This window comes from Butyricimonas sp., assembly GCF_019423355.1.
GTDB classification, from domain to species: Bacteria; Bacteroidota; Bacteroidia; order Bacteroidales; family Marinifilaceae; genus Butyricimonas; species Butyricimonas faecihominis.
In genome coordinates this window covers 201,109-226,731 of sequence record NZ_JAHZBP010000005.1, presented here as the reverse complement: position 1 = coordinate 226,731, position 25,623 = coordinate 201,109, and the positions used below count along the sequence as shown (strand labels likewise).

The window sequence follows — 25,623 nt, the reverse complement described above, 5'->3', positions numbered from 1 at the left end:
GAGAATAACGAAATAGCTACCCCCTCCAACTCCCTTGCACAGGGGGAGTTGGAGGGGGTAGTATAAAATATTATAAAAGACTAAACGCACAAGTCACCCCGGCCATCACGATAGCCACCATGCTCATCAATTTAATCAGAATATTCAAACTCGGTCCGGAAGTATCCTTAAACGGATCACCCACGGTGTCGCCGATAACCGTTGCTTTATGATTATCAGAACCTTTACCACCAAGGTTACCTTCTTCAATATACTTTTTAGCATTATCCCAAGCTCCACCTGAATTTGCCATGAAAATAGCCAGCACGAACCCGGTACCCAATCCTCCGGCCAACAACCCGATCACACCCGAAACGCCAAAGATCAATCCCATAACAACCGGAATAATGATCGCCAGCAAAGACGGGAAAACCATTTCATGTTGAGCCCCTTTCGTGGAAATCTCTACACATTTAGCGTAATCCGGTTCTCCTTCGCCAGTCATAATTCCTTTGATTTCCCGGAATTGCCGACGGACTTCATTCACCATTTTCTGGGCAGCACGCCCTACCGCATTCATGGTTAAACCACAGAACACGAAAGCCATCATCGAACCGATGAAGATTCCAGACAACACCTTCGGATTCATCAAAGTAACATCATAGTAATTCATGAAATCCGTCAACGTGGCATCAGCCGTCCGTACCACGTTATCTCCAATTTTCAACACTTCCTCGCCCATCCGTAACAAACCGATCTTAATTTCCTCTATATAAGAGGCAATCAATGCCAACCCGGTCAATGCAGCTGATCCGATAGCAAATCCTTTACCCGTGGCAGCCGTCGTGTTACCCAGTGCATCCAGCGCATCCGTACGATGACGAACTTCCTCTCCCAACTGACTCATTTCAGCGTTACCCCCAGCATTATCGGCAATCGGTCCGTAAGCATCCGTGGCCAAGGTTATACCTAACGTGGAAAGCATTCCCACTGCAGCGATACCCACACCATACAATCCCATGGACATATTGGCAAAACTAAATTCTGCCGCAAACAGGAATGAGAGTATAATACCTGCAACAATCGTAAGTACCGGGATGGCCGTTGAAATCATTCCGGTTCCAATTCCCTTGATAATCACGGTTGCGGGACCCGTTTCCGAACTCTTGGCAATATCTTGCGTTGGCTTATAAGCATGAGAAGTGTAATATTCTGTCGCTTTTCCGATAATAATACCCGTTACCAACCCCACGATCACTGATCCGCATATCCAATAACTCAAACCGAGCAAATGAATCACCAAGAAACTGGCTCCCACGATTAACAAGGAACTCACATTAATTCCCCGATCAAGGGCCCGCAATAATTGTTGCTGAGAGGCTCCTTCTTTCGTCTTTACCAGAAATATACCGAGCAATGATAAGATCACCCCGAATGCAGCAATCAACATCGGAGCCAATATCGCGTTAAATTGTGCATCCGGCTCCATACGGAATGCCGCAGCTCCTAGCGCTGCCGTCGCCAGTATCGAACCACAATAAGACTCGTAAAGATCGGCCCCCATTCCGGCCACGTCCCCCACATTATCCCCCACGTTATCCGCGATAGTTGCCGGATTACGGGGGTCATCCTCCGGAATTCCGGCTTCCACTTTACCTACCAAGTCTGCGCCGACATCCGCAGCCTTCGTGAAAATACCTCCACCCACTCTGGCGAAAAGTGCCTGCGTGGATGCTCCCATTCCGAAAGTCAGCATCGTGGTCGTAATCACGATCGCCTTTTCCGTCTCTGTTGCCTCTTCCACGAAATAATCTAACAATAACCACCATAAAGAAATATCCAGTAGAGCCAAACCGACAACAACCAGTCCCATAACCGCTCCCGAACGGAAAGCAACTTTCAACCCGTCATTCAAACTCCTACGTGCAGCATTGGCCGTTCTTGCCGATGCATAGGTAGCTGTTTTCATCCCGATATACCCGGCTAATCCGGAAAAAAATCCTCCTGTCAAGAACGCAAACCATACCCACGGATTCTGTAAACCGGGACCGTAAGCCATCCAAGCAAAAAGCGCACATAAAACAAGAAAAACAAGGGCTACTACTCGATATTGTTGACGCAAATAAGCCATAGCTCCTTTGCGTACATGCCCGGCAATACGTTTCATCGTGTCGGTTCCTTCCGACTCTTTCATCATCCCTTTAAAAAAGATCCTTGCGAAAAGGAGAGCGATAATAGCACATACAGGTACTATCCAAAATAGATCGTTTAACATGGTATTATATATTTGTAGTTAGTAAAAGTCGTACAAAAAAATACTCGTCAAGATTTAAACGAACCCTGATGAGTAAAAGTACAAATAAAAATGAAAAAATATTCCCGATCTTTTATTTTTTTACAACTAAAATAGATTATTTCTTTTCGAGGAACGGCTATTCATACTTAGCATAAAGCTCGAATTGCCCCGATTCGGTAATAAGCACTTCATAGAACTCCCCTATTTGCAGCGCTTTTTCACTTGTCACGAACACTTCCTGATCCACTTCCGGGGAATCATATTGCGTACGCCCGACAAAATAATCCCCTTCTATCCGATCTATCAAAACCAAAAAACGTTTTCCCACGCATGATTCGTTGATAGCGGCAATAACCCCTTCTTGTAACGCCATCAACTTTTCAGCCCGTTTATTTTTCGTCTCTTCGGGTACATCATCCTGATAATGCTTGTCACAATACGTGTCATCCTCGTGAGAATATGGGAACACCCCTAAACGTTCAAATTTCATCGTTTTGACAAAATCTTCCAGTTCCCGGTAATCCTCTTCTGTCTCTCCGGGATGCCCGACCATGAGTGTCGTGCGCAAGGCAATCCCCGGCACTTCTTCCCGAATTTTATTGATGAGATCTACGGTCTGTTGTTTCGTTACCCCTCTTCGCATCATTTTTAGCATGTGATCACTACAATGTTGCAAAGCAATATCCAAATACTTACATACGTTTTTCCGTTCCCGCATCACGGTAAGAAGTTCCATGGGGAACCCGGCCGGGTAAGCATAATGCAATTTAATCCACTCGACTCCCGGTATATCTGCAATCCGGTCCACCAATTCAGCCAACCTGTTTTTTCCGTATTTATCAATCCCGTAATAGGTAATATCCTGTGCTAACACCAACAACTCCTTCACGCCCTGTTTGGCCAACCGTTCAGCTTCATCCACGATTTCCTCGAATGGTCGTGATTTATATTCCCCCGTCATAATTGGAATGGCACAATAAGAACATCCCCGATTACATCCCTCGGATATTTTCAGATAAGCGTAATGTTTCGGTGTCGTCAAATGGCGTTCGTTCCGCAGTTTCTCGTCATAGCTTTTACCCAACTCCGCGAGAATCCCTTTCCAATCGAATTTTCCGAAATAAGCATCCACTTCCGGGATTTCCTTCTTTAAATCCTGATCATAGCGCTGAGATAAACATCCCATGACATATATCTTTTCAACTTCTCCCTCCTGTTTCCGCTCTACTTGCTCCAAAATCGTGTTTATAGATTCTTCCTTCGCATCCCCGATAAACCCGCAGGTATTGATGACGACAATTTTCGCTTTCGAGTTTTCAACATCCACTTCAACACCATATCCCGCCTTCTCCAGTTGTTTCATCAATAACTCCGTATCCACTAAATTCTTGGAGCATCCCAAGCTGATAATATTTACTTTCTTCATGCCATATTCTAATTTGCCCGCAAAGGTAATAAAATCTTCAGCGACTTTCCGTATCTTTGCTGCGGAATTCAAGCAAATGCTCTATCATGGATTATAATATACAACAATGGTTACCGACCACCAAGAAAGAAGTCGAACAGCGGGGATGGAAAAGTATTGATGTCATTCTTTTCACGGGGGATGCCTACGTGGATCATCCTTCCTTTGGCGGGGCCGTTATCGGGCGACTTCTCGAATCTCTCGGACTGAACGTAGCTATCGTCCCCCAGCCCAACTGGCAGGATGATTTACGGGATTTCAAGAAATTGGGCAAACCGAATTTATTTTTTGGAATCAGTCCCGGCTGCATGGATTCCATGGTAAACCACTACACGGCAGCTAAAAGACGCCGTTCGGACGATGCCTACACCCCCGGTAACCGGAGTGGCGCACGTCCCGATATGCCAACCATTGTTTACACCAAGATATTAAAGGAACTTTTTCCCGACACTCCCGTCATCATCGGAGGGATAGAAGCCTCTTTAAGACGTTTCACCCACTATGATTATTGGAAAGATTCACTTAAACCGTCCATTCTTTATGAAAGCCAAGCGGATATGCTAGTATATGGTATGGGAGAGAAACCTCTCACCGAAATCTGTCGGATGCTGCAAAGAGGTATTCCTTTTCAAAGCTTAACCAATATCCCGCAAACCTCCGTGATCAGACATAAAGACGAGAAATACGCCACCAATAAGAAATGGCAAACCATCATGCTCGCCTCTCACGAAGAGTGTTTATCGGACAAGCGAAAATATGCCATGAACTTTCGGTATATCGAAGAAGAATCCAATAGTATTCATGCCGCGAAACTAGTGCAACCTATCGGGGATGAATTAATAATCGTGAATCCGCCCTACCCGCCCATGTCCACAACGGAAATAGATGCCATTTACGATCTGCCGTTTACCCGTTTGCCCCATCCTAAATACCGGGGTAAGGAGATTCCGGCTTACAACATGATCCGTCATTCCATTACCATGCATCGTGGTTGTTTCGGGGGGTGTGCTTTTTGTACGATTTCCGCCCATCAGGGAAAATTTATCTCTTCCCGTTCCGAGGCATCCATTTTGCGAGAGGTGCAGCATGTTTGTGATATGCCCGATTTCAAGGGAACGATTACCGATTTGGGGGGACCTTCCGCTAACATGTACATGATCAAGGGAAAAGATCATCGTATTTGTGAACAATGCAAACGTCCGTCCTGCCTACACCCGACCGTGTGTAAAAACTTAAACACCGACCATTCGCACCTTTTGAACCTTTACAATCAAGTGCGTAGAGACACTCGGGTGAAACACTGTTTCGTGGGTTCCGGTATCCGGTACGACCTCTCCATGCATCGCACGGGCAACAAAGAGATCGACGCCATAAACCGGGAATACTTGGAAACCGTCATCAAGCACCACGTGTCCGGCCGCTTTAAAGTCGCCCCGGAACACAGTTCTGACAAGGTGTTGCACCTGATGCGCAAACCCTCGTTCAAGCTTTTCCGGGAACTGACAGCTCGCTTTAATGCCATCAACAACAAAGAGCATTTAAAACAACAGATTATCCCTTACTTCATCTCGTCTCATCCGGGATGTAACCTAGAGGACATGGCCGACTTGGCCATCAATACCAAAGAACTGGATTTCAAGCTGGAACAAGTACAGGATTTTACTCCCACCCCCATGACATTAGCCACGGATATGTACTATTCCGGTTTTCATCCCTACTCCCTGCGCAAAATTCAATCGGCCAAAACAGAAACCGAAAAAAAACGCCAGAACATATTTTTCTTCTGGTACAAACGGGAATTCAAAAGTGAAATTATCGGCATCCTCACGAAACTGAAAAGAACGGATCTCGTAAAACGGTTATATTCAAATAAAAATAAATAAATATTCATTTTTTCATGATTAATCATTAACTTTGAATCACGTAATTAAAAGGAATATGCGCTATTATACTTGGATAATGTTATTTTTTCTATTCACCTCGTGTACTCACCACCAAGCCGTGAAGAGTAATCAGCGAGGTATGGACTACATTACCCGAGAGCAACCCCGGAAAGCCTTGGAAGAGTTCAACCATGCGATCTCGTTGGACCCGGATTTCTTTTCCGCCTATTATAACCGGGCTATTATCCGGGCGAACCTCAAGCAAAATAAAGAGGCCCTTAAAGACATTAATTACGTGATTGCCAATATCCCCGATCATGCTCTAGCTTATTATAACCGGGGAATCATATACGAGAATCTCGGTCAGCCAACCCAAGCTATTCAGGACTATAGTCACGCTATCAACTTACAGCCGGATTTATTGGAGGCATACCACTACCGCGGCATCGTTCGTTATGGAATGAAAGACTTGGACGGAGCCCTCGCTGATTACAACAAGGCAATTTCCCTTGGCTTAAAATCAAGTGCCGTATACTTCAACCGAGGGGTCATCTTTCACCAGAAAGGCCAACTTAGCGATGCCATTGAAAGCTACTCCCGTTCCATTGAAATTGATCCTTCCAATGCTAGAGCCTACTATAACCGGGCTATTTCCAAGCTGATTGTCGATAATTACAAAGAAGCCCTTCAAGATTTGGAAATCTCAAAACGCCTTGGTTACTCGAAAGCGGCAGAAATTATCTCGCAATATTATTAATTTTCAGTTGCCAAGATCTTGTATTACCTTCTTCAACCGCTCTTGCGTAGTATAAGGATAAGTTTTGTATGTGCAATCTTCATGTAATAATTTCTGGAACCACGGCTTTTGAATTTCCTCGTGTACATCTATCCATATATCACTATAATCTTCTTCCGACATATTAAGATTTTCTACAAACGTTTTATCGTTTTTCGCTACATTAAGAAAATTATATAATGACTGTATAATATGAAACTGTACATATCCTCTTCGTTTCCCAAGCGTGTATTTTAGATATAACCGAATGACTTCTCCTCCATTTTCGTGAACATAGCGAGTATTTTCAAGTAAAAACACCACGTAAGCTTGTACGGCACGTAATAATGGCCCATCCCACTCTTCTTCTCGCATATCCTTTAAAACGTTCCCTTGTTTCATGCAGTCTTCGATATTATAATCCGGTAAATAATTGTGCCGGAATCCATATCTAACACACCATTTTCGCACATTCTCCCGGGGTGAATAATCAAGTAATAGAATCACGGCCATAATCCGTCCCCAGTAATACAAAGGCTCTATAATATCAATCAGCATAAGATCCCATTGGGGGATCATTTCATATAGTGCCAATCCTACATAATAAGTAAACTCTCCATGTTTGGCAATACTCTTTAACAAAGGAATACTTTCAATGTCATGAGATACCCCCAACAAGATAATTCCCATCTTGACCACTTCCCTGTCCGGGGTCTCCATGACCATCCAACGTCCTAATTCTTTCATTTGAGGAGTAATCACGACTTTTCTCGTGGCTAATTCATCTATAAAATCACGGTGATAATTAATAATGGGAAAACCTTTCAATAGATTATAAAATTCGATTTTAGCATTTATATTTCCCCGATTTACATAGGCTTGGAACATATCTGCAAGTCGTTTGATAAATTCAGGATTAATCTCTTTGTCAAACTGATAATAATCCATGTAATCGTCGTACGCCGGAAAATACATACCTACATCATGTCGTAAAGGAATCCGATCCGGTAAGCAATCAAATTCATCTTCATCCGTGACATATTTTAGGGGATTCTGGACAAACCGAAATATAGATAGCCGATTTTCCCAAGGTAATTTTTTATCTAAAGAATCTTTCTCCATGCCCACGATTTTAAGTTACACCTTTGATTATTCAAATTTACGAAAAACAAACGATATTTTTGCAAAATAGTAATTAAATAGCCATTCAAATTTCAAACAAGTAAGGAGTAAACGAAAAAAGATGTGTCAAGAATTTTGACACATCTCTTCAAGATTTATTATTCAGCCTAAGCTTTATTTCTTTTCAACTAGCGGAGCGATAGCATCAGCCACTTGTTTTTGTGTTTCTTTTACAGCCTCGTTTGTCGGCTCAACCGTTGCAGCTTGTTTCAGATAATCCTGAGCTTTCTTGAAATCAGCCAAAGCTTTTGCCTTTTCTGCTTCATATTTTTCTTTCTCAGAAGTTGCATAAGGAGTTGCTTTTTGAAGGATAGATGCCCCGTTATTGAAATAAAGAGTACCTAAACTCAACAATCCGCGGGCTTTCAATTGCTTGTTAGAAACCTGACTACTCTTGGTGAAATTTTCTGCAGCCTTGGCAATATCATTTGCTTTTTGGAATTTCTGACCTTCTTTAGCGAAATAATCAGAATATGCTTTTTCCAATTTCACATTTTGCCCCGGGGTTGCTTTAATCCCGTCCTGTAACGTTTTCAACATTTCAGGAATCTTTTTCAAGTTCTCTTGAGCATCAGCCATTCCCAGATAAGAAGAGGCAACTTTGTAATTATTCTTGATAGACATACCAAAGTATTTCTCGGCATTGGCATAATCTTTCAATTTAGTTGCACAAACAGCCACGTTATAAACCGTTGCGTCATCTTTGAATTCGATTAATTTCAGGTATTGCTCCCACTTGGTAAAGGCCTCTTTATAATTCTTGGCTCTCCAAGCTGCATTACCTTCATTCTTAACTTTGCCGGATTCATTGGTTTGTGCAAATAAAGCTCCTCCTACAAACAAGCTCGTTAGAACAAATAAAAGTAGTTTCTTCATATTTTCCGTGTGTTTTTGTTTAACATGAATAAATTCGTTGTTTATGCCCACTAAGATAACACTCTATTAAGAAATATCAAAAGTCTCTTAACTTATTTTTCACATTTCTCGAATCATTTCACGCTATCTGATTGATAAAGAAGAGACAAAATTTTCTTCAAACCCGCTTCATCTTCCTTGTCAAAAGCCCCTAACTGGTCGCTATCCACATCCAGACAGCCGAAAATACGGCCTTCCGGGTCTCGCAATGGGATTACAATTTCACTTTTCGAGGCGGCATTACAAGCTATATGTCCCGGAAACTCTTCCACGTTATCCACGATAACCGTATCCCCGGAGTTGATCGCAGCCCAACATACTCCTCCGTTTCGGAGTTTTTGACAAGCCACCGGCCCTTGGTAGGAACGTACAATTAAATCCCCGTCAACCAACACGTACACTCCTGTCCAGAAAAAAGACTGCATTTTGTGATGCAACACGGCCTCCATTGTCGCCAACCGGGCCCATATATCTTCCGTGGTCTGGATATATTGTTTGATCTGGTCATACAACCGATCGTATTTTGCCAGTTTTCTTGAAGTCTCCATAAAATGAATGTTTATAAAGTTTATAAGGTTCGTAAAGTTCATAAGGTTTTAAGAGTATAAAATCAAGGAATCATTCTCCACTTTACAAACTTTATAAACCTTATGAACTTTCAAATTTTTTACAGGTTTTGTAATATATCCACCAAGTGGCTCCACCACATCTGTACCGTCTTGATATTGATTTTTTCATCCGGGGAGTGAACACCTCTCAGTGTCGGTCCGAAAGAAACCATGTCCATGTTCGGGTATTTCTCCAAGAACAAACCGCACTCCAATCCGGCATGGATAGACCGTACGATCGGTTCGTTACCGAACAGACGTTTGTAAGAATCCACGGCAACTTTTACCACCGGGGAATCCGGATTCGGAGCCCACCCCGGGTACCCTTCTCCATGCTCAACCTTGGCTCCTGCCAGCGTGAACACGGATTCTACCATATTGGCAATATTGAATTTTTCCGAATTCACGTCACTCCGTTGTGAAGTGGTGATCAAGATATTATTGGGTTCGTTGAATCTGACTGCAGCCAGATTTGTTGATGTTTCAACCAATCCCGGCATACGGTAACTCATGGAGAAAACCCCGTGAGGACAAGCGTACAATGCGTTTACAAGTGCATCTGTACTTTCTTTTGTCAACACGTTTTCCGGCACATCCGTAGACTCTAATGCTAACTGCAAACCGGGTTCCGTGATTTTCCACACGTTTTCCATTTCCGCACTATATATATTAAAGTCTACCCTCACGTTTTCCTTGTACTGCTCGGGGAACGTGATCACCGCAAAAGATTCACGGGCGATAGCATTCCGCAGATTACCTCCTTCAAACACGGAAACACGAATTCCGTATTTTGCATTCAAATCCCACAAGAAACGGTTCAGAATCTTGATGGCATTTCCCCTACCTTTATTAATATCATCACCGGAATGTCCTCCTTGAAGCCCTTTCACCTGTACCTTCACGGCAAATGATTCTGCCGGAGTTTTCTCGGTCTTATACCCCATGTTAATCACGGTGTCGATACCTCCGGCACAACCGATAAACATCTCTCCCTCATCCTCCGAGTCCAAATTCAAAAGTATATTTCCGCTCAGGAATCCCGGTTGCAGGGCAAAAGCACCCGTTAATCCGGTCTCTTCATCCACGGTAAACAAACATTCGATCGGTCCGTGTGCGATATCGGTAGAAGTCAACACGGCCATCTGAGCCGCCATACCAATCCCATCATCAGCACCAAGAGTTGTTCCTTTAGCACGTACCCATTCTCCATCCACGTAGGGTTGTATCGGGTCTTTATCAAAATCATGTACCGTATCTGAATTCTTCTCACAAACCATATCCATGTGAGCCTGCAAAATCACGGTCGGTGCATTCTCTTTTCCTTTGGTCGCAGGCTTTTTAATCAACACGTTACCTGCATCATCCCGTTTCGCCTCCAGATTGTGTTTCTTCGCCCAATCCAATAAATAAGCGATAATTTTACCTTCTTTCTTTGACGGTCTGGGAACCTGACATATTTCTTCAAAATATCCCCAAACTGCTTCTGGTTTTAATCCTTCAAAAACTCCCATAACAATTTATGATTTACAATTTTAGATTTATAATTTCAACCTGTAACCTGTTAACTCGCAACCTACAACTCGCCGTAGGCGATCTATTGCAAATTCAACTTTTTCAACACCCATATCGCGGACTTCAACTCTTGCGGAGATAAGGTAAAACTTATATCCGTGTGGACTTGTTCCACGATCTGGCGCAACGTATGACGGGATTCTACCCCTTTTTCAGTTAGTACCACGAAATTACTCCGTTTGTCTTCTTTGTCCATCTTTCGTTGCACGTAACCTCTTTTTTGCAAGGTGTTCAATAGTTTCGTGACATTGTATTTATCCTTCTGGAGACGTTTGGAAATGTTCTGCTGGTTCACGTGATCCTGTTCCCACAACACTTCCAGAAGTTCATACTGCTCCCGGCTAAGATCATACCCGGCATTCTGGAAACTGCGATTTAAAACTTTGGTGTACCCTCTTTCCGCCTTGCTCAAGAGAGCTACTAATTCACTTACTTCCGTCATAGTCGTTGCATTTTATACTATGCACAAACTTAATTATTATTATTGAAAAAAGCGGCAATATCTGCAAAAATATTACCGCTTTTTCTATTTCCATCTTGTAATCTTTACTTTATCACTTCCCCGTTTTCATAGTAACAATCCTTCTCCAGAAAAGAAAAATAGACATCACTTTCCGGATATCCGATCTCTTTCAGACACTCGAAAATAATCTTTGCCACCGCATTCTGCTGTTCCAACGGACGCTTAAAATACTCCACCTTCACAAAAGGATAAGCCTGAAATTGCTCGTGTCCAGAAATAAAAGAAGAGTCAATAGCTTCTATTACAACTGTCTCTCTCGGACATCCCAAGGTGCGAACAATCTCCGAGATCAATCGCTCCCCTACCAAGTCCAATCTACTTTTTTCTACTGCATGAAATCTTAAAAATGGCATAACAAATCAATTGAAAATGCAGAATTGAAAATTGAAAATGATTTTCTTTCCTACAAGATTATACATCAAATATATCTTTTCTCGGTTCTCGTAAAGCAATAATTGTCCATTTTCAATTTTCAATTTTCAATTTTTAATTGCTTTAAAGAACCATTCCGCCGTGTCCCGTACCTTCTTCACCACGTCATCCAAAGGCAACGGCATTTGTCCCCCGGCGGCATTTAAATGTCCCCCACCATTGAAAAACTCTTTTGCCCACAGGTTCACGGGGATATTGCCCTTTGACCGGAAGGATAACTTCACTTTATCTTTACGCTCGGTAATCTGAATAGAAACCAGTACTTCCTCGATGGACAAGGGTATGTTTACCAATCCCTCCAGATCCCCGTCTTTATAATTGTATAATTCCAATTCCTGAAACGTGATCGGAATCGTGGCTACCGGAAAATGCTCGTCAATCGTTAACTTATTCAACAGGCAATTCCCCGTCAGACGTAACCGGGAAAGCGTGTTTCGTTGATAAAGTTGTTCGTGCACGTAGTCTTTATTCAGTCCTAGTGCCAACAAATCGGCAATCACACGATACGTTTCCGGGTGAGAAGAATTATGGCTCAATCCCCCCGTGTCTGTTGAAATTCCAGTATAGATAGCGTTCGCTATATCCGTGTCAATGACCTCTTTACCCCATACTCTAGAGATTACATTATAAAGTAATTCACACGTGGAGGAAACACTCGTGTCCGAAATCCGGTACGTCACGTCATCCGGATCCGGGTGGTGGTCAATCATGATAACCTCCCCTTTAAACTCCTTCACGAAAGGTTCCAAATCCCCTTCCCTAGCCACGGTATTATGATCTAGCATGAACAATATATCCGCTTGATGTAACCAATGTTTACATTCTTTAGGCCGATTCTGAAAAGATATTGCATCTGGAATACGTTTTAACCACTTTAAGTAATCCGGGATATAATCACACGTCATCAACTGTGCCTGTATTCCCACCCGATCCAACACTTGCCACAAGGCAGAACATGACCCGGCAGCATCTCCGTCCGGTGATATGTGAGGAATGATAACCGCCTTCAAATCTCTGCTTTCCAGCCTCTCCTTTATTCTTTCTATGATTGTTTCGTACATTTGTATTATCTTTTCAGTATGAATTCCCGCAAAAATAGGAAAAAACTGCAAAATATGGAATTTAAATACTCACAAACCCAGAATTCGAAGTAATATAGTCGAGATCCTAAGGAAAAAATACCCCTTATTCGTTGCTTGTCCAGAGATCATCTTTTGCTCATCCATTCCCCATTGTATAAGCTCTGTATGAACTTCGAATATTCTACGAATGAGGGGTTTATTCACTTTAGCTTCACCATTTATTCTGTGGTAGATCTCTTTTAATCTAATATCTATTAACTATTCGAGAAATGTGAAAAAACGAACGATTAATAATCATACAAATATAGGTTATTAATGGTTATTTTCACATGAAATTATGTTTTTATTAATTTTTTTATTCCCAGTGTGAAAGAGGCTCTAATTAGTATTCGGTCTTATCATAACAAAATCAACACTTTTACTATTATTAATCGTTCCATTTATGATACAAAATTACCTGCAAATATCTAGATAAAAATAACAGAATGACAGTTTGTTAACTTAATAATTAAGAAGGACTCCAATAATACCCATGCAAAAAAGTTTTGTACCACATTTCACGGATAAAGAAAGAGAAAAAAACTTTCATTACTTATATGAAAAGTATAGGATTACTCTACGCTATTTTGCCATAAAGTATATTAATGATCAAGATATTATCTCTGATATCATTCAAGATGCATTTGTCCGATTATGGGAAAAAATGTCCCAATTTAAAGATGAAAATGAGGCGAAAGCCTTTCTTTACAAAGTTGTACAAAATTCCTGTATTGATCTGATTCGTCATGAGGTTGTTGCTCAAAAATATGTTCAACACGTTAATTCTGAAGATACTGAAGAAAAATCATTTTTGGACAACATACTGGAAACTGAAATATTCCAAGCTTTACGTATTGTATTTAACGAACTTCCTCCTGCTTGTAAAGAAGTATATTTACTCAGTTTACAGGGAAAAAGCCATGAAGAAATCTCTCAACAATTAGATATCACAATTAATACCGTGAAAAAACACAAGAACAACGCAAACCATTATATGCGAGAACGCCTCAAATATCTACTTACTGTTCTGACGTGGTTATAATACAAAAATTCTCCCCGCAAAGTCTTACGAGGAGAATCATTGATAGAAATTTATTATTTATTTTGATAAAGTTTCAATTAAGGCCATGTAACTATCCCGCACACCAGGTCTAGCTTTCTCCATCTCTTTTTTCGCATAAGTTATAGCTCGATTTTTCTCTTTAGAAGAAGCATCTTTCAGTAAATAATGAAGAATTACATCCAAGTTTAGACGTGTTCTATCATCTTGATTCGATGCAACATCTTTCTCGTAAAAATCGATTAGTTGGCTAAATTCTTTTTTGTCATACATGGAAATAATTTTATTTAGCAACACCAAAGAATAATCCGAAGAAAATTTACTTGTATTTACCAGATTCCAAGCTACAGCTATATCATTTTTAGAGACAGAACCTTTCAAATATTCAATAACCATGGGGAAAATAACCTTTTCAATCTTTTTATTTACCACACTATCCCCAATATTTTCCACGAACTTCTCTCGATTCGTTATCAAATATCTAAATTCTTGATCTGTAACATTATTCACAAAATTCTCATACAACTCCCAAGCTGATTTACTATATAAATCCGGAGCCTTCAAAGTTGCAAGGTAAGAACGAGCCTCTCCCATTACATTCTTTACATCACCGGCATCTGCCATTGTATAAAAATAATCTACCATTAATTCAGCCGACCGATCACCAGCCTCATACCTGCTTTTTTGAATGTAGAAAGGAATTTTCAGATTCTGCCCTCTTTTTATTGCCGTCATGAATGCCTGTACACTCCGCCCTCCTCGAATTTTATAAATAACATTTCCATCACCATCTAATAAAAACATTGTTGGGAAGGCGTCTACTCCATATCTTTTCAATAAATCTCGTCCTTCACCCTTTTCCATATCCACTTTTAGATTTACAAAATTCTGATTAAAAAAATCACCTACCTGTTTTTGTTTGAAGACTTGATTACTCATCATCTTACAAGGGCCACACCATGTTGTGTAACAATCCATAAAAATCAGTTTTCCTTGTTCTTTGGCCTTTTTCAAGGCCTCGTTAAAAGTAATATCCTCAAATTTTATTCCTTCGGTATTCACCATATCGCTTATCACTGCCAAATAATGTTTTTTGGCTCCCCCGGCTTTCTCTGATCTTTTTTGAAAGTAATTGATCAAACGCTCTTTATCCGTCTTATCCAAATCCTCCATTTCGGCTAAAGATAAATCTAAAGTAACCGCAATTGTAGCCTCCCATGTCGGGACAACAGTCTCGATCACATCCATCATTTTACTGAAATCCCCCTCTCCCCGGTACTTGGCAATGGTATATAAAGAGTAAACAATATTCTCTTTTGGCAATCCTGCTTTTTGAATATCCAAATAAATATTCAGCAATTTTTCACCGTTATAAACCTCTTTTCCAGATGCATATGAATAAAGAGTTCTAGCATAGAGACTAGAAATGAACTGATTGACCTGTTCCTCTCCATTTGATTTGACGAAATCCGCTTTATGATCCAATATATATTTAAACATCTCATTGTCAATATCTTTTGTCATATAACAAAATGATTTCCAGTACACTTTTTTAGACCAATCCGATTTTTTCAGTTTACTGAAAAGTTCTTCAACAACTTTTTTATATGTCTCATTTTCGCTGGCAATTTTCAATACATCAGCATACGCATTCAAGAATTTAACATTTCTTTCTCCGGCAGCATATCTCTCGTTCATGCCTGCCAATGAAGTTTTAGGATTTAAAGCATTTTTCAAAATAGCTTTAAATTCAGGGATCTGATGCCCTCCAACAATCCGATGCACCACTTCACCATCACTATTTAAAACGAGATAATGTGCTTGAAATGTAATTTTATACTTATCTGCAAACGGACGGCCTGCCGGGGTAGTTACATCTATAAAAAAATTCACAAAATGTTTGTCCATCCAATCTGCAAATTCTTGATCACTAAACACTAATTTATTCATAGAGTGACAGGGAATAGCCCAATCTGCAAAACAATTAAAGAAAATCAGTTTGTTCTCTTCCTTTGCTTTCTTCAATGCCTCTTCAAAAGAATAGACATATTTCATTTTCACGTCGGCCTTCACGGCATCTCCGTACATGCTTTGGGCAAAAGAACTCAAAGCTAAAAAACATACAAGATTTAATACTAAAGTAAACTTTTTCATGTGATTGTTTTTACATTTTATTCTTTTATACAACGAACACTATATGCAGCACTTAATTTGGAAGAACTTCTCATAATGCGATCCTCTTTCAAAAAAAGTATCCTTGTTATCCCTAAATCGACTGTATCACTTTCTACTTTACGAGTTGCCGACCAAAAGTAGGCATTAACATCTTTGTTATAAAAATTCCCACCATACATGTGAGTCCCATATAGTCGCGCGCCGGCATAACCTGCATTAAAACCGATTCCCTGTTCCCCCTCTTTCAATAGATCTCCTTCATAACTTCCTCTCCACTCGTCCAACATATTTATTTCTGAAACAGACATACCCAAGGTTTCTTCCAATTTCTTCCAATCGTCATCCGTTGGAAGACGCCAGCCATCGGGTACTGCCTGTAAGGCCCCTTCGTACGTGTACAAAAAGCCATATTTACTAGAATAATGTCCATTTGTACTTTCAGCTTTCTCAAAAAACTGTTTCGACACCTCCATAATTGCCTGAGGATAAAGATTATCGTAAATCCGTCTTAAAGATATAACTGCATCTGGAAAAGTTGCACCGTAACTATTCTCAAATTGATTGATATAGGAATCTGGTTTAAAATAATTAAGCCATAAAACGAGTATATCTGCCAATTTTATAGTCCCAATAGTTCCCTCAAATTCCCCCCGTGTAATTCCGGCCCGTATGGAATCCGCCCATAATTCTTGATTGATAACAATATCTTGCACTCTCATATTTTCTTCTCCATAAGTATAACATCCGTCCATACTTCCCCGTGGAGAACGATATTTAAGATTCTCAGCCATCCAAGTTTGTTCCCCGATAGTAATGCATTTATACGTCTTCGAATCTCTCGGATCCTGAAAAACAGAAAAACTGACCTCAGGTTTTACCCGATTAGAATTATTATCATCCTCACAACTACAATACACGATAATGCCTAATAATATTATAATGAACTTTTTCATACTTACATTTCTTTATAGTTCCACACCCAGTTTATTGGCGACAATATCATATAAAATCTCATATTTCTCCATGACCAAAGGACAGCCTCCCCATAATTCTTCGAATTCATCTCTTGACAATCTCAGCATTTCCGTAATGTATAGTACTAGATCGGTTTTATTCTTTCCAGGAGATATGACATTTGCGAACAGGTCACCATTAACAAAACCAAATTGCCCAATCGCAGCTCGTACCGCTGCTCTAAATTCAGCCAATTCTTCCTCTGTAAAGTGAGAGGCTAGATTCCAATCTTCAGATAAAGCGGATGGGGTAAACCAAGCTCTAGGTAGCCCAATTCCGTCCACATAGTCATAGTAATTAGGATCCAAGCTAGACCAGATTTTATTATACCAAGTGGGATCCGAAATAGTATTAAATGCCTCTAACAGATCCTTATAATTAACAATTTTAGATTTCACCATTTCTCGAACCATCTCTCCCGGTAAATTTTCAACCTGAGAGTCCGTCCAATCTCCCGTCATTAATAATGTTCGATAATTGATCGTGTAAGCCCCCTTTTCGTAAATCTCTTCTTTATCATTCGAATCAGTTATTTTTGCAGATTTGGTAACAAAGAAATTAAACGGATGAAGAGGTTTTGCGGCTAGTTTTAAGTAATTTTCAATGATATCTAACGCTTTCAGTTGCTCATCCGGGTCCATCATGTATTCATAATCGTAAGTAACCCGATCATAGGAAGTGAATCCCCAAGCTAAATCCAAGGTTTCATAACGATAAACATCCTTTCCGGTCACATCTTTTTTCACGAAAATTCGCCCAATCGTGTCATTAAAATAAACGGGTATCCCGTATTCGCTGTACATCTCGAAAACACGATGTTTCACTGGATCTGACGGATCATCCTGAATACCGTACAGATTTTCGATCTCAATCTTAGACGTTAGTTCGTCCTCATTCCCGCACCCTAAAATCAAGAACGCAAAAACTAAATATATAACATTTCTCATAACCTACTCATTATTTCTGTATATCAACCTAACATATTCCCTATTTTCTCTGATATTATCGGGCATACCTTTATCAAATTCCAACACGGATTTCGGAATAGCGAAAACATACGCCAAATCATCTTCTTTTAACTGGTAGACTTCTGCATATTTAAATATATTTCGACTTTCCCAATCATAAATGGCATACACTCTTTCTATGGTCTTTTTAAAAGGAGCTTTTTTACACACGGCATACCTTCTTAGGTCAAACCACCGATGTCCTTCCATGCATAACTCTTTTCTCCTTTCTACACGTACTTGATCTATTATCTCATTGGCATCGTATTCTACATCTGTGTAATTTTCAATACGTTTATGCCTCAATTGATTCAACCAATCAGATGCCCCTTCAGCATCCCCCTGCATGGCACAAGCTTCTGCTACATTCAAATATCCTTCTGCCGTACGTAACGTAAAGATGTCCGAAACATAAGAACGATGTTTTCCCATCTCGTATTTACGATTTAAGCCCAAACTATCACTTTGTGTTGATCGAACAAAATAAATTCCCTTCCGGTAATCATTTTCATCATATAGTTTATACAAATCATTGGATATACAAAAATCTCCCCCAACTCCCGTAAAATCACACTGCAAATTTAAAGGACCTTGTGAGAACAAGAGTTCCGGACTACTCTCGGATATTGCATATCCTTTCTCATTGTCAACGATACTACTATAATCTAACAGAGATTTGTTTTCCGCCAACAGCTCTTTTGCTGTTATTTCTGCATTCTTCCAATCCTGCATATACAAATACACCCGGCTCAACAATAATAAAGCAGCACCCTTAGAAGCCCGGTAAAAACTTTTTGTCTGGGGGCTTTTCGTGAAACAATCCACAGATTCCTTTAAATCTTTCACAATCTGCTCATAAACTTTAGCAACAGGAGTACGTTCAAACTGAGTTTCTTTATCCTTATCATGCTCCACGTAATAGGTCAACTTTAAAGGCACTCCCAAATCCGTTGCCGCATTATCCGGATCGTACGCTTTGGCATACATATTCACAAGTAATAAGTAAAACTGTGCCCGTAAAAAATAACATTCTCCTTGCACCCGAATGGCATCCATTTTATCTTGTTCCGTACTTTGACTCACGTTGCCAAGTTCGTGCAAAATAATATTCATTGAATTAATCCGTTGATATAAGGCATCCCAATTGGCATTATCTCCGGACAAATTATTTCCCGTGTAATTTCTCCCCACTTCCATTTGCCAAGTCGTGTACCCATAATAGACTTGATCCATTTCCTGCAAACCTTTGTTTGCGACATAAGCAATGACCGTATTAATGTCATCATCTAGAATATTAAGTTGCCAGCCAATTGAACCACGTCTCAAATACTGTACTTCCGAAGAAGGTACATATCCATTTCCTAGCAAAACTTCATTCAAATCCGATACCGTTTTTGGGACAACGAGATCCTGCGAATATTCGTCAAGAAAATTCCCGCAACCCGTAAACAGGATTAAAATAGCGATGTAAATAATATTTTTCATTATCATGACTATTAAAATGTAACATTAAATTGGAATGTGTAAGAAGGACGAACCGATAAGTTCGGTTTTGCAAAACCCGCTTGTGAAGGATCCTGTCCTTTCAATTCTTTAGCAGATATCGTGAATAAATTCAACGCATTTAAGCTAAGCGATATGTTAGAAAAAGGTGTTTTCTTTAACAACTCGGGAGAGAGAGTATAACGTATGGTCATAGATGAACATTTCAAGTAATTACCGCTAACGACACGAATATCAGAGTTATCATACATATTCCAGACATTGGATGCAAAATTTTGTATATGTGTTGCTATTGTCGGTCCTGCTGAAAAATGAGCATAATATGTCATGTATTCAGGATCTGCCGGACTCATGATAACCGGAATATTCGTATGTGCTTCATCACCGGGAGCCATCCAACGATTCATGAATTCTTTTCTCACGTTCATCTCCGAACTAACACCCGAAACCACTGGAGAATACAACGGGAATAATCTTACTTTTGAACCGATACTATAAGATAAATTCATCGACAGAGAAAAATTTTTGTACGTGAAATTATTCGAGAAATTACCACTAAAAATCGGATCACGTTGTCCACTCTTTTCCATGGTCATCAACACCGTTTCTTCTAACGTTTTATATTCTAGTAAATGTTTCCGGTCATTATAATCATCAAACATCGGAGTTCCATTCGAAGGATTCAATCCCAAAAATTTGTACGAATAAAAACTACCAATTGCTGCTCCGTCAACCAACGCAGTACCATTCAAATAATCACTTAACGTATAACTTTCAACCGATGCTGTCTGAACTTTATTAAAGTTTCCTGAATAATACGTGGAGAATTTCCATTGGAAATCTTTTGTTTTAACAGGCGTGGCAGACAGAGAAATAGAGTAGCCGCTATTTTTCAAATCCCCACCATTCATAACGTAAGCATGATTGACCACTCCGTTTACCGAAGAAACTCTCACATCAGTAAAACAATCCGTAGTTTTCTTGGAATAAACAGAAAACTCCACGTTCAAACGTGAATTAAAAAATCCAATCTCAAGACCTCCGTCTAATTGTTGCGTCTCTTCCCAGCGTAAATTAGGATTCGGGTAACGAGCTATCGTGGACACGTTCTCATTGTAAATAGGTTCCAATGTACCTTGTTTAATAATCAAATTCGGACTTTGGTCTTCCAACATATTTCCTTGTATACCGAATGATCCTCTCAATCGCAATTCACTAATAAACTTAACGTTTTTTAATATATTTTCCTGCAAATTCCAGTTACCAGAAACAGACCACACCGGTAAAAAACGTTCATTACTGCGGCTACCAAACTTGTTGGAAGCATCAAAACGTCCATTTACATTCAACGTGAAATGATTTTGATAACTATAACTCAGTACAAAATACCCGGATATCTGGTGAGAAATACCATGCGCTATACTACGGTGATTCTGGTTCAACCAATCCTTGTACCACGGATAATCATCCAAATTTTGTAATTCATCAATAAACTGCAGTCCCCGATCCTTCACGAATCCTCGGTTTTCATCACTGATCTGTCTGGTTGTATTTCCATTTAACTCGAATCCACCCATCAACATCATCATATGTTGTTGATTTTCTCCAAATAATTTACGATAATCAACCTGAGTACGGAAAGTATACCCTTCTGTAATAGAATTTACTGTTTTTAGAATACCCCCGTAAGGCAAATAACAATATCCGGATGAACCTGTCAACGGAAGAGACTCATACTCGGCATTTTTCCAACGAGCTACATAATGCGTTTTTTCTCCCCACCATTGTTCCTGTAAAGTACTACTCCTGTTATAATTTCCAGATACAGAGATATCCAGTCCAGTGATCGGGGTTAATTTGATATCAAGCATTGCTCCAATCGTGTTTCCGTCATACTCGTTAGAACTATTTTCTATTTCATTTAAAATATTATACCTAAACTTGTTGCTATACCTATTCGTTCCACCGTAAGCCGACTTGTTATAATAATAAAGTGTTCCATCAGGATTAAAACAAGGTAAAGCCCGGGTTGTGTTATAAGCATAATCCATAGCATCAATCTCATCCATCAAGTGATTTTTCTTTTGCACGTTCCCGTTCATGGAAAAATTAGCTTTAATTTTCTTCGAAAAAGTCATATCCAAATTCAAACGTGTCGTGTAACGCTCGGTATAAGTTGTTTTAGAAACTCCATTTTCCTTGTTATACCCGATTGATACATAATAGCGGATATCATCATTACCACCCGATACACCAAATGTGTGATCATAAGAATAAGTATCACGTGTTAAAATATCAAACCAATCCGTGTTCACGGTTTCATACCATTTCACGTTTTCCACAAATTCATCATACGTGGATAAGCCTTTATAATAACTATCCAAAGCTCCTTCGTATCCGACCATAGTCATGTCTGATGGGAATTGGTAATGCAGATCACTAAGTTCCTTACCAAACTGTACCCGCTCTTGCGAGTTCATCAAGTTTATATTTCTATCCGAATAACGAGGACGACGCGTATATTTTGATGAGTGATTATAGGAAAAACGAGCCGGACCGATTGCCCCCTTTTTAGTCGTAACCACAATCACGCCATTGGCCGCTCTTGTTCCGTAAAGAGCCGTGGCCGAAGCGTCTTTCAATACATCAATACGTTCAATATCCTGTGGATTAATCCCGGCAATAGCATTACCGATAATATTAATATAATCCGGATTATTCAAATCATCATTACTCACGTTAACCGGATCGTGCATAATAAAACCGTCCAACACCCACAACGGCTCCCGGTTACCCAGCAACGTGGAAGTACCTCTTACCCGAATTCTAGGAGTCGCTCCTACTTCCCCCGAATTACTGATTAATACCAATTCAGGAATCCGTCCTTCCAAAGCTTGATCAATGCTCGTCATACCGGGAGTTAATATATCCGATGCTTTTACGGAACTTACAGCACTGGTCAAATGTCTTTTATCAATATTCTGATAACCGGTCACAACCACCTCTTCAACTTCCGTCAAGTCTTCTTCTAATTTTACGTCGATTTTCGTTTTATTCCCGACTTTCACGTACTGCGTTTTCATTCCCATAAATGAAAAAATCAATGTACATTCCCCATCTTTAGGCACCCCGATCTTGTACTCTCCATTGGTATTCGTGGCCATTCCTGTCGTGGTTCCTTTAATTAACAACGTAGCTCCCGGCAAAGGATTACCAGCTTGATCCGTAACCACTCCGGAGATGTATTTCAACTCCTGTTCTTTCTCTTGGGTAGCTTTCAATTTAAACACGATCGTGTTTCCATTAATTGCGTACGTGAGTTTCGTGTCTTTCAAACAATCCTCCATCACTTGTTGAATAGTCGCATTCTTGAACGACACGTCTCGTTGTTTAAAGGAGGTCAGTTGAGGATCACTATACACGAAATCATAAGCTGAAATACGTTTGATCTCGCTGATTACATCCTTCAAAGTTGCATTCTTCAAGCTGAAAGATAACTTCATTTCTTGCGAGTAAGCTCGCTGACTAAACGATGTAGTAAAAACAAGGAAAAGGGATAATAAAAGCCACCTCTTCCTTACAAGATTACAATTTTTCTTCATAACTTTGTAAATCAAACTTATAACTATTCGTCCCCTGTTCTTAGCGGGGGATGGTTGAAGTAGCGTTCCAGCGCTACTTTTTATTTTACAACAACGACGTTATCTCTTATATCAAATTTCACACACCCCGTGTCTTCAAGTAATTGAAGGACCTCCGCAAAAGCATCATGTTTTTTTATATTCAGAGAGAATGGTATTAACCGGGCATCTTCCCGGGCATAACGGATATCAAAATCATACCATTTAGCCAGATCCTTTAAAATATCTTCCAAAGAACAATTATCAAATATCAATCGCCCGTCTTTCCAACCTAGGAACAAATCCACGTTCACCTCCCGTACATCCATTTGTAACGTTTTCTTGTCAAAAGAGGCCTGCATATTCGGGGTCAGGATCACTCCGCACCCCTCACTTTCCACGCTCACTTTTCCCCTTTTAAGTGTTGTACGGACACATTCTTCATCGCCATAAGCCCGAACCCCAAATTCCGTTCCGAGGACCTGTATCTCCAAAGAATTTGCCTCCACGATAAAAGGTTTACACGTATCTCTTTCCACCTCAAAATACGCTTCTCCTTTCAAATAAACCCGCCTGTCTTTACCACTGAATTTAACCGGATATGTTAATTCTGATTCGGCATTCAGATAAACTGTCGTCCCGTCGGACAATACCAGCACGTACTCCCCACCCCGGGGTATTCTCATCGTGTGGAACTCCATCACCGTGTCAACACTTCCTTCCGTGTAGGTCAAAATTTCCTTATTCGCCGAAAGTGCCACTTTCGTGGAAACCAATGATGCCAGAGAGCTTGTGTCTTTTAAATTCACGGTCGTCCCGTCCCCCATAACCAAAATTGCCTGAGTTTTTATTCTCTTTATCAGATGAGCCTTAGCCATCAAGGAATCACTAGGTAACTCGACATCCCGGTCTCCCAACATCCAGACTCCACCGATCAACACAACTGCAATCAATATCGCTGCGTACTGGAACATCCGTCTCATACCCAAGCGCTGACGTCCAATCGTTTTCCCATAGATCAGTTTCCATTCTGATTCCATCTCCTTACTCGTCATCTCGCAAGCCTTTAAACTTTCCTCGAAATGAACACGGGAAGTCATTCTTTGAAAAAGAGCCTCGTTCTCGGGGAAACTTTCCCGCCATTCAAGCAACTCCTTTTTCCCGGTATCATCCAACGTCCCTTGCACGTGGCGGACAATTAACTGTACGATATATTCTCTTGTTTTCAATGTCATTTTTGTGCTTTTAATACCAAAACGGGAACCACCCCCTTTGGTGTAATAAGAAAATGCCACTTTTTTCAAAAAAAATTCACACAATATATTAATCTTCTATTAATCAATGCATTCTCTTACATCAGTTCGTTATGTATTCGTTATATTATCGTTAAACACGTGTTTCATAGAAACGGAGACTTAACGAAGGTATATCGACGGGATGAAGGGACAGATATAAAAGAAGATATGCTGCAAGGACGAACAAAAACATGAGGTTGGTCGACTTATTCCCAGACTTCGTCTATTATTTCATCCTCATTTCCAAACATCTTCTATTTTTATCCGTGAATAAAAAATCAATACAATATGAAATCTATTCTATGCTATCTATTCTTTTTTATCCCGCTCGCCTATCAGCAAACACACGCTCAGGTTTACTTTAAAACGGAGTACATCAGTTCTACCTCATACAAAGATGAAGAGAACAAACTTTCGGGAGCCAAGGGAGATTTAAAAGTAATACAAGGTGGATTCCGGATTCCACTTTCAGTTAAAATGAACGAGAATAACCGCCCCACGGCTTGGGCGATCGGATGTGGTGCATCACACGCAAGCATGAATAACAAGAAACTTCCCGAAACCCTATGTCCCTCGGATATGTTAAACCTGCAAATCGGGTTAACACACACGAGACCACTAAATGCTAAATGGTCCATGCTGGCAACCGTTGGGGCCGGACTTTACATAGATAGCGATAATCTATCCAAGGCAAGATGGGATAATATACTGGGACAAGGTGCCATCGTGTTCATCCGCCATTTACGCCCGAACCTAGACCTTGGTGTGGGAGCCGCCCTAAATAACACGTTTGGTTATCCCATGCTCTTCCCCGCATTCTATTTCAACTGGCGATTAGAAGGACGTTACGAGGTAAATGTTGCCTTAATTGATGCCGTGCGGGTTTCCGTGGGCATGAAATTTAACAACCACTTGAAATTAAGTCTTGTTGCCGAAATGGACGGGATGATGGCTCTTTCCGAGAGAAACGGGAAAAAGATGTATTTCACCCAGCAATACGTGGTTGTCGGGTTACGTCCGGAATTCACGCTCGGTAAATCGTTATCCATCCCGCTCACCTTGGGCATTACCCCGGCTCGAAGTGCTTTTTACTCGAAAAGAAGTTTAAAGGAATACTTCTCCGATGACAACGAGAGCGATCCGCATTTCAGATTGGGATTCTATTGCTCTCTCGGTATAGCATGGAAATTCTAAAAAG

At 40.4% G+C, this 25,623-nt stretch carries 19 protein-coding genes; 4 read left to right on the top strand and 15 right to left on the bottom strand.

What is annotated here, in order from left to right; genetic code table 11:
• Positions 1–70: 70 nt before the first annotated feature.
• Both QVC79_RS08945 and rimO read right to left on the bottom strand, forming a co-directional pair.
• Positions 71–2,254 carry a sodium-translocating pyrophosphatase gene (locus QVC79_RS08945; protein WP_087420259.1) on the bottom strand — a complete coding sequence of 728 codons (2,184 nt, stop codon included), beginning with the start codon at positions 2,252–2,254 and terminating at the stop codon, positions 71–73.
• A gap of 157 nt (positions 2,255–2,411) precedes the next feature.
• Complete coding sequence (gene rimO / locus QVC79_RS08940) at positions 2,412–3,701, bottom strand: 30S ribosomal protein S12 methylthiotransferase RimO (RefSeq protein WP_270594070.1); 1,290 nt, start codon at positions 3,699–3,701, stop codon at positions 2,412–2,414.
• Positions 3,702–3,784: 83 nt separating this feature from the next.
• Between rimO and QVC79_RS08935 the strand changes: the two genes are divergently transcribed.
• Positions 3,785–5,623 carry a YgiQ family radical SAM protein gene (locus QVC79_RS08935; RefSeq protein WP_416336080.1) on the top strand — a complete coding sequence of 613 codons (1,839 nt, stop codon included), beginning with the start codon at positions 3,785–3,787 and terminating at the stop codon, positions 5,621–5,623.
• Between the two features lie 76 nt (positions 5,624–5,699).
• Positions 5,700–6,380 (top strand): tetratricopeptide repeat protein, encoded by a 681-nt coding sequence (locus tag QVC79_RS08930; RefSeq protein ID WP_287642466.1) that lies wholly within the window; start codon positions 5,700–5,702, stop codon positions 6,378–6,380.
• Between the two features lie 3 nt (positions 6,381–6,383).
• On the opposite strand, the gene QVC79_RS08925 is transcribed toward QVC79_RS08930, so the two are convergent.
• The 7 genes from QVC79_RS08925 to QVC79_RS08895 all read right to left on the bottom strand — a co-directional run bounded on the left by QVC79_RS08925 (position 6,384) and on the right by QVC79_RS08895 (position 12,691).
• Positions 6,384–7,520 carry a hypothetical protein gene (locus QVC79_RS08925; RefSeq protein WP_270594073.1) on the bottom strand — a complete coding sequence of 379 codons (1,137 nt, stop codon included), beginning with the start codon at positions 7,518–7,520 and terminating at the stop codon, positions 6,384–6,386.
• A 174-nt stretch (positions 7,521–7,694) separates the two neighbouring features.
• Complete coding sequence (locus tag QVC79_RS08920) at positions 7,695–8,456, bottom strand: tetratricopeptide repeat protein (protein ID WP_124317450.1); 762 nt, start codon at positions 8,454–8,456, stop codon at positions 7,695–7,697.
• Positions 8,457–8,569: 113 nt separating this feature from the next.
• Entirely contained in the window at positions 8,570–9,043 is a 474-nt protein-coding gene (gene msrC / locus QVC79_RS08915) for a free L-methionine (R)-S-oxide reductase MsrC (RefSeq protein WP_270594074.1), read from the bottom strand.
• Positions 9,044–9,162: 119 nt separating this feature from the next.
• Complete coding sequence (locus QVC79_RS08910; protein WP_124317452.1) at positions 9,163–10,614, bottom strand: aminoacyl-histidine dipeptidase; 1,452 nt, start codon at positions 10,612–10,614, stop codon at positions 9,163–9,165.
• 83 nt (positions 10,615–10,697) lie between these two features.
• On the bottom strand, positions 10,698–11,117 hold the full coding sequence (locus QVC79_RS08905) for a MarR family winged helix-turn-helix transcriptional regulator (protein ID WP_087420266.1): 420 nt from the start codon (positions 11,115–11,117) through the stop codon (positions 10,698–10,700).
• A 104-nt stretch (positions 11,118–11,221) separates the two neighbouring features.
• The gene (locus QVC79_RS08900; protein ID WP_087420267.1) at positions 11,222–11,551 is read right to left on the bottom strand and encodes a DUF1904 family protein; all 330 of its coding nucleotides are present in this window, start codon (positions 11,549–11,551) and stop codon (positions 11,222–11,224) included.
• A gap of 126 nt (positions 11,552–11,677) precedes the next feature.
• Entirely contained in the window at positions 11,678–12,691 is a 1,014-nt protein-coding gene (locus QVC79_RS08895) for a DHH family phosphoesterase (RefSeq protein ID WP_124318314.1), read from the bottom strand.
• A 553-nt stretch (positions 12,692–13,244) separates the two neighbouring features.
• On the opposite strand from QVC79_RS08895, the gene QVC79_RS08890 reads away from it, so the two are divergent.
• Positions 13,245–13,793: an RNA polymerase sigma factor gene (locus tag QVC79_RS08890; protein ID WP_287642465.1), complete on the top strand. Its 549-nt coding sequence runs from the start codon at positions 13,245–13,247 to the stop codon at positions 13,791–13,793.
• 57 nt (positions 13,794–13,850) lie between these two features.
• Here the strand turns inward: QVC79_RS08890 and QVC79_RS08885 are convergent, their stop codons facing one another.
• The 6 genes from QVC79_RS08885 to QVC79_RS08860 form a co-directional block, all read right to left on the bottom strand.
• Entirely contained in the window at positions 13,851–15,965 is a 2,115-nt protein-coding gene (locus QVC79_RS08885) for a thioredoxin family protein (RefSeq protein WP_270594076.1), read from the bottom strand.
• 17 nt (positions 15,966–15,982) lie between these two features.
• Positions 15,983–16,939, bottom strand: coding sequence for a fibrobacter succinogenes major paralogous domain-containing protein (locus QVC79_RS08880; protein ID WP_270594077.1), 957 nt, complete (start codon positions 16,937–16,939; stop codon positions 15,983–15,985).
• A gap of 12 nt (positions 16,940–16,951) precedes the next feature.
• On the bottom strand, positions 16,952–17,947 hold the full coding sequence (locus QVC79_RS08875; protein ID WP_270594078.1) for a hypothetical protein: 996 nt from the start codon (positions 17,945–17,947) through the stop codon (positions 16,952–16,954).
• A gap of 3 nt (positions 17,948–17,950) precedes the next feature.
• Positions 17,951–19,492 carry a RagB/SusD family nutrient uptake outer membrane protein gene (locus QVC79_RS08870; protein WP_270594079.1) on the bottom strand — a complete coding sequence of 514 codons (1,542 nt, stop codon included), beginning with the start codon at positions 19,490–19,492 and terminating at the stop codon, positions 17,951–17,953.
• Positions 19,493–19,503: 11 nt separating this feature from the next.
• Entirely contained in the window at positions 19,504–23,112 is a 3,609-nt protein-coding gene (locus QVC79_RS08865; RefSeq protein ID WP_270594080.1) for a SusC/RagA family TonB-linked outer membrane protein, read from the bottom strand.
• 80 nt (positions 23,113–23,192) lie between these two features.
• Positions 23,193–24,365 carry a FecR family protein gene (locus QVC79_RS08860; protein ID WP_270594082.1) on the bottom strand — a complete coding sequence of 391 codons (1,173 nt, stop codon included), beginning with the start codon at positions 24,363–24,365 and terminating at the stop codon, positions 23,193–23,195.
• 348 nt (positions 24,366–24,713) lie between these two features.
• Here QVC79_RS08860 and QVC79_RS08855 point away from each other — a divergent pair, with 348 nt between their 5' ends.
• Positions 24,714–25,619, top strand: coding sequence for a DUF6268 family outer membrane beta-barrel protein (locus QVC79_RS08855; protein WP_270594083.1), 906 nt, complete (start codon positions 24,714–24,716; stop codon positions 25,617–25,619).
• Positions 25,620–25,623 lie beyond the last annotated feature (4 nt).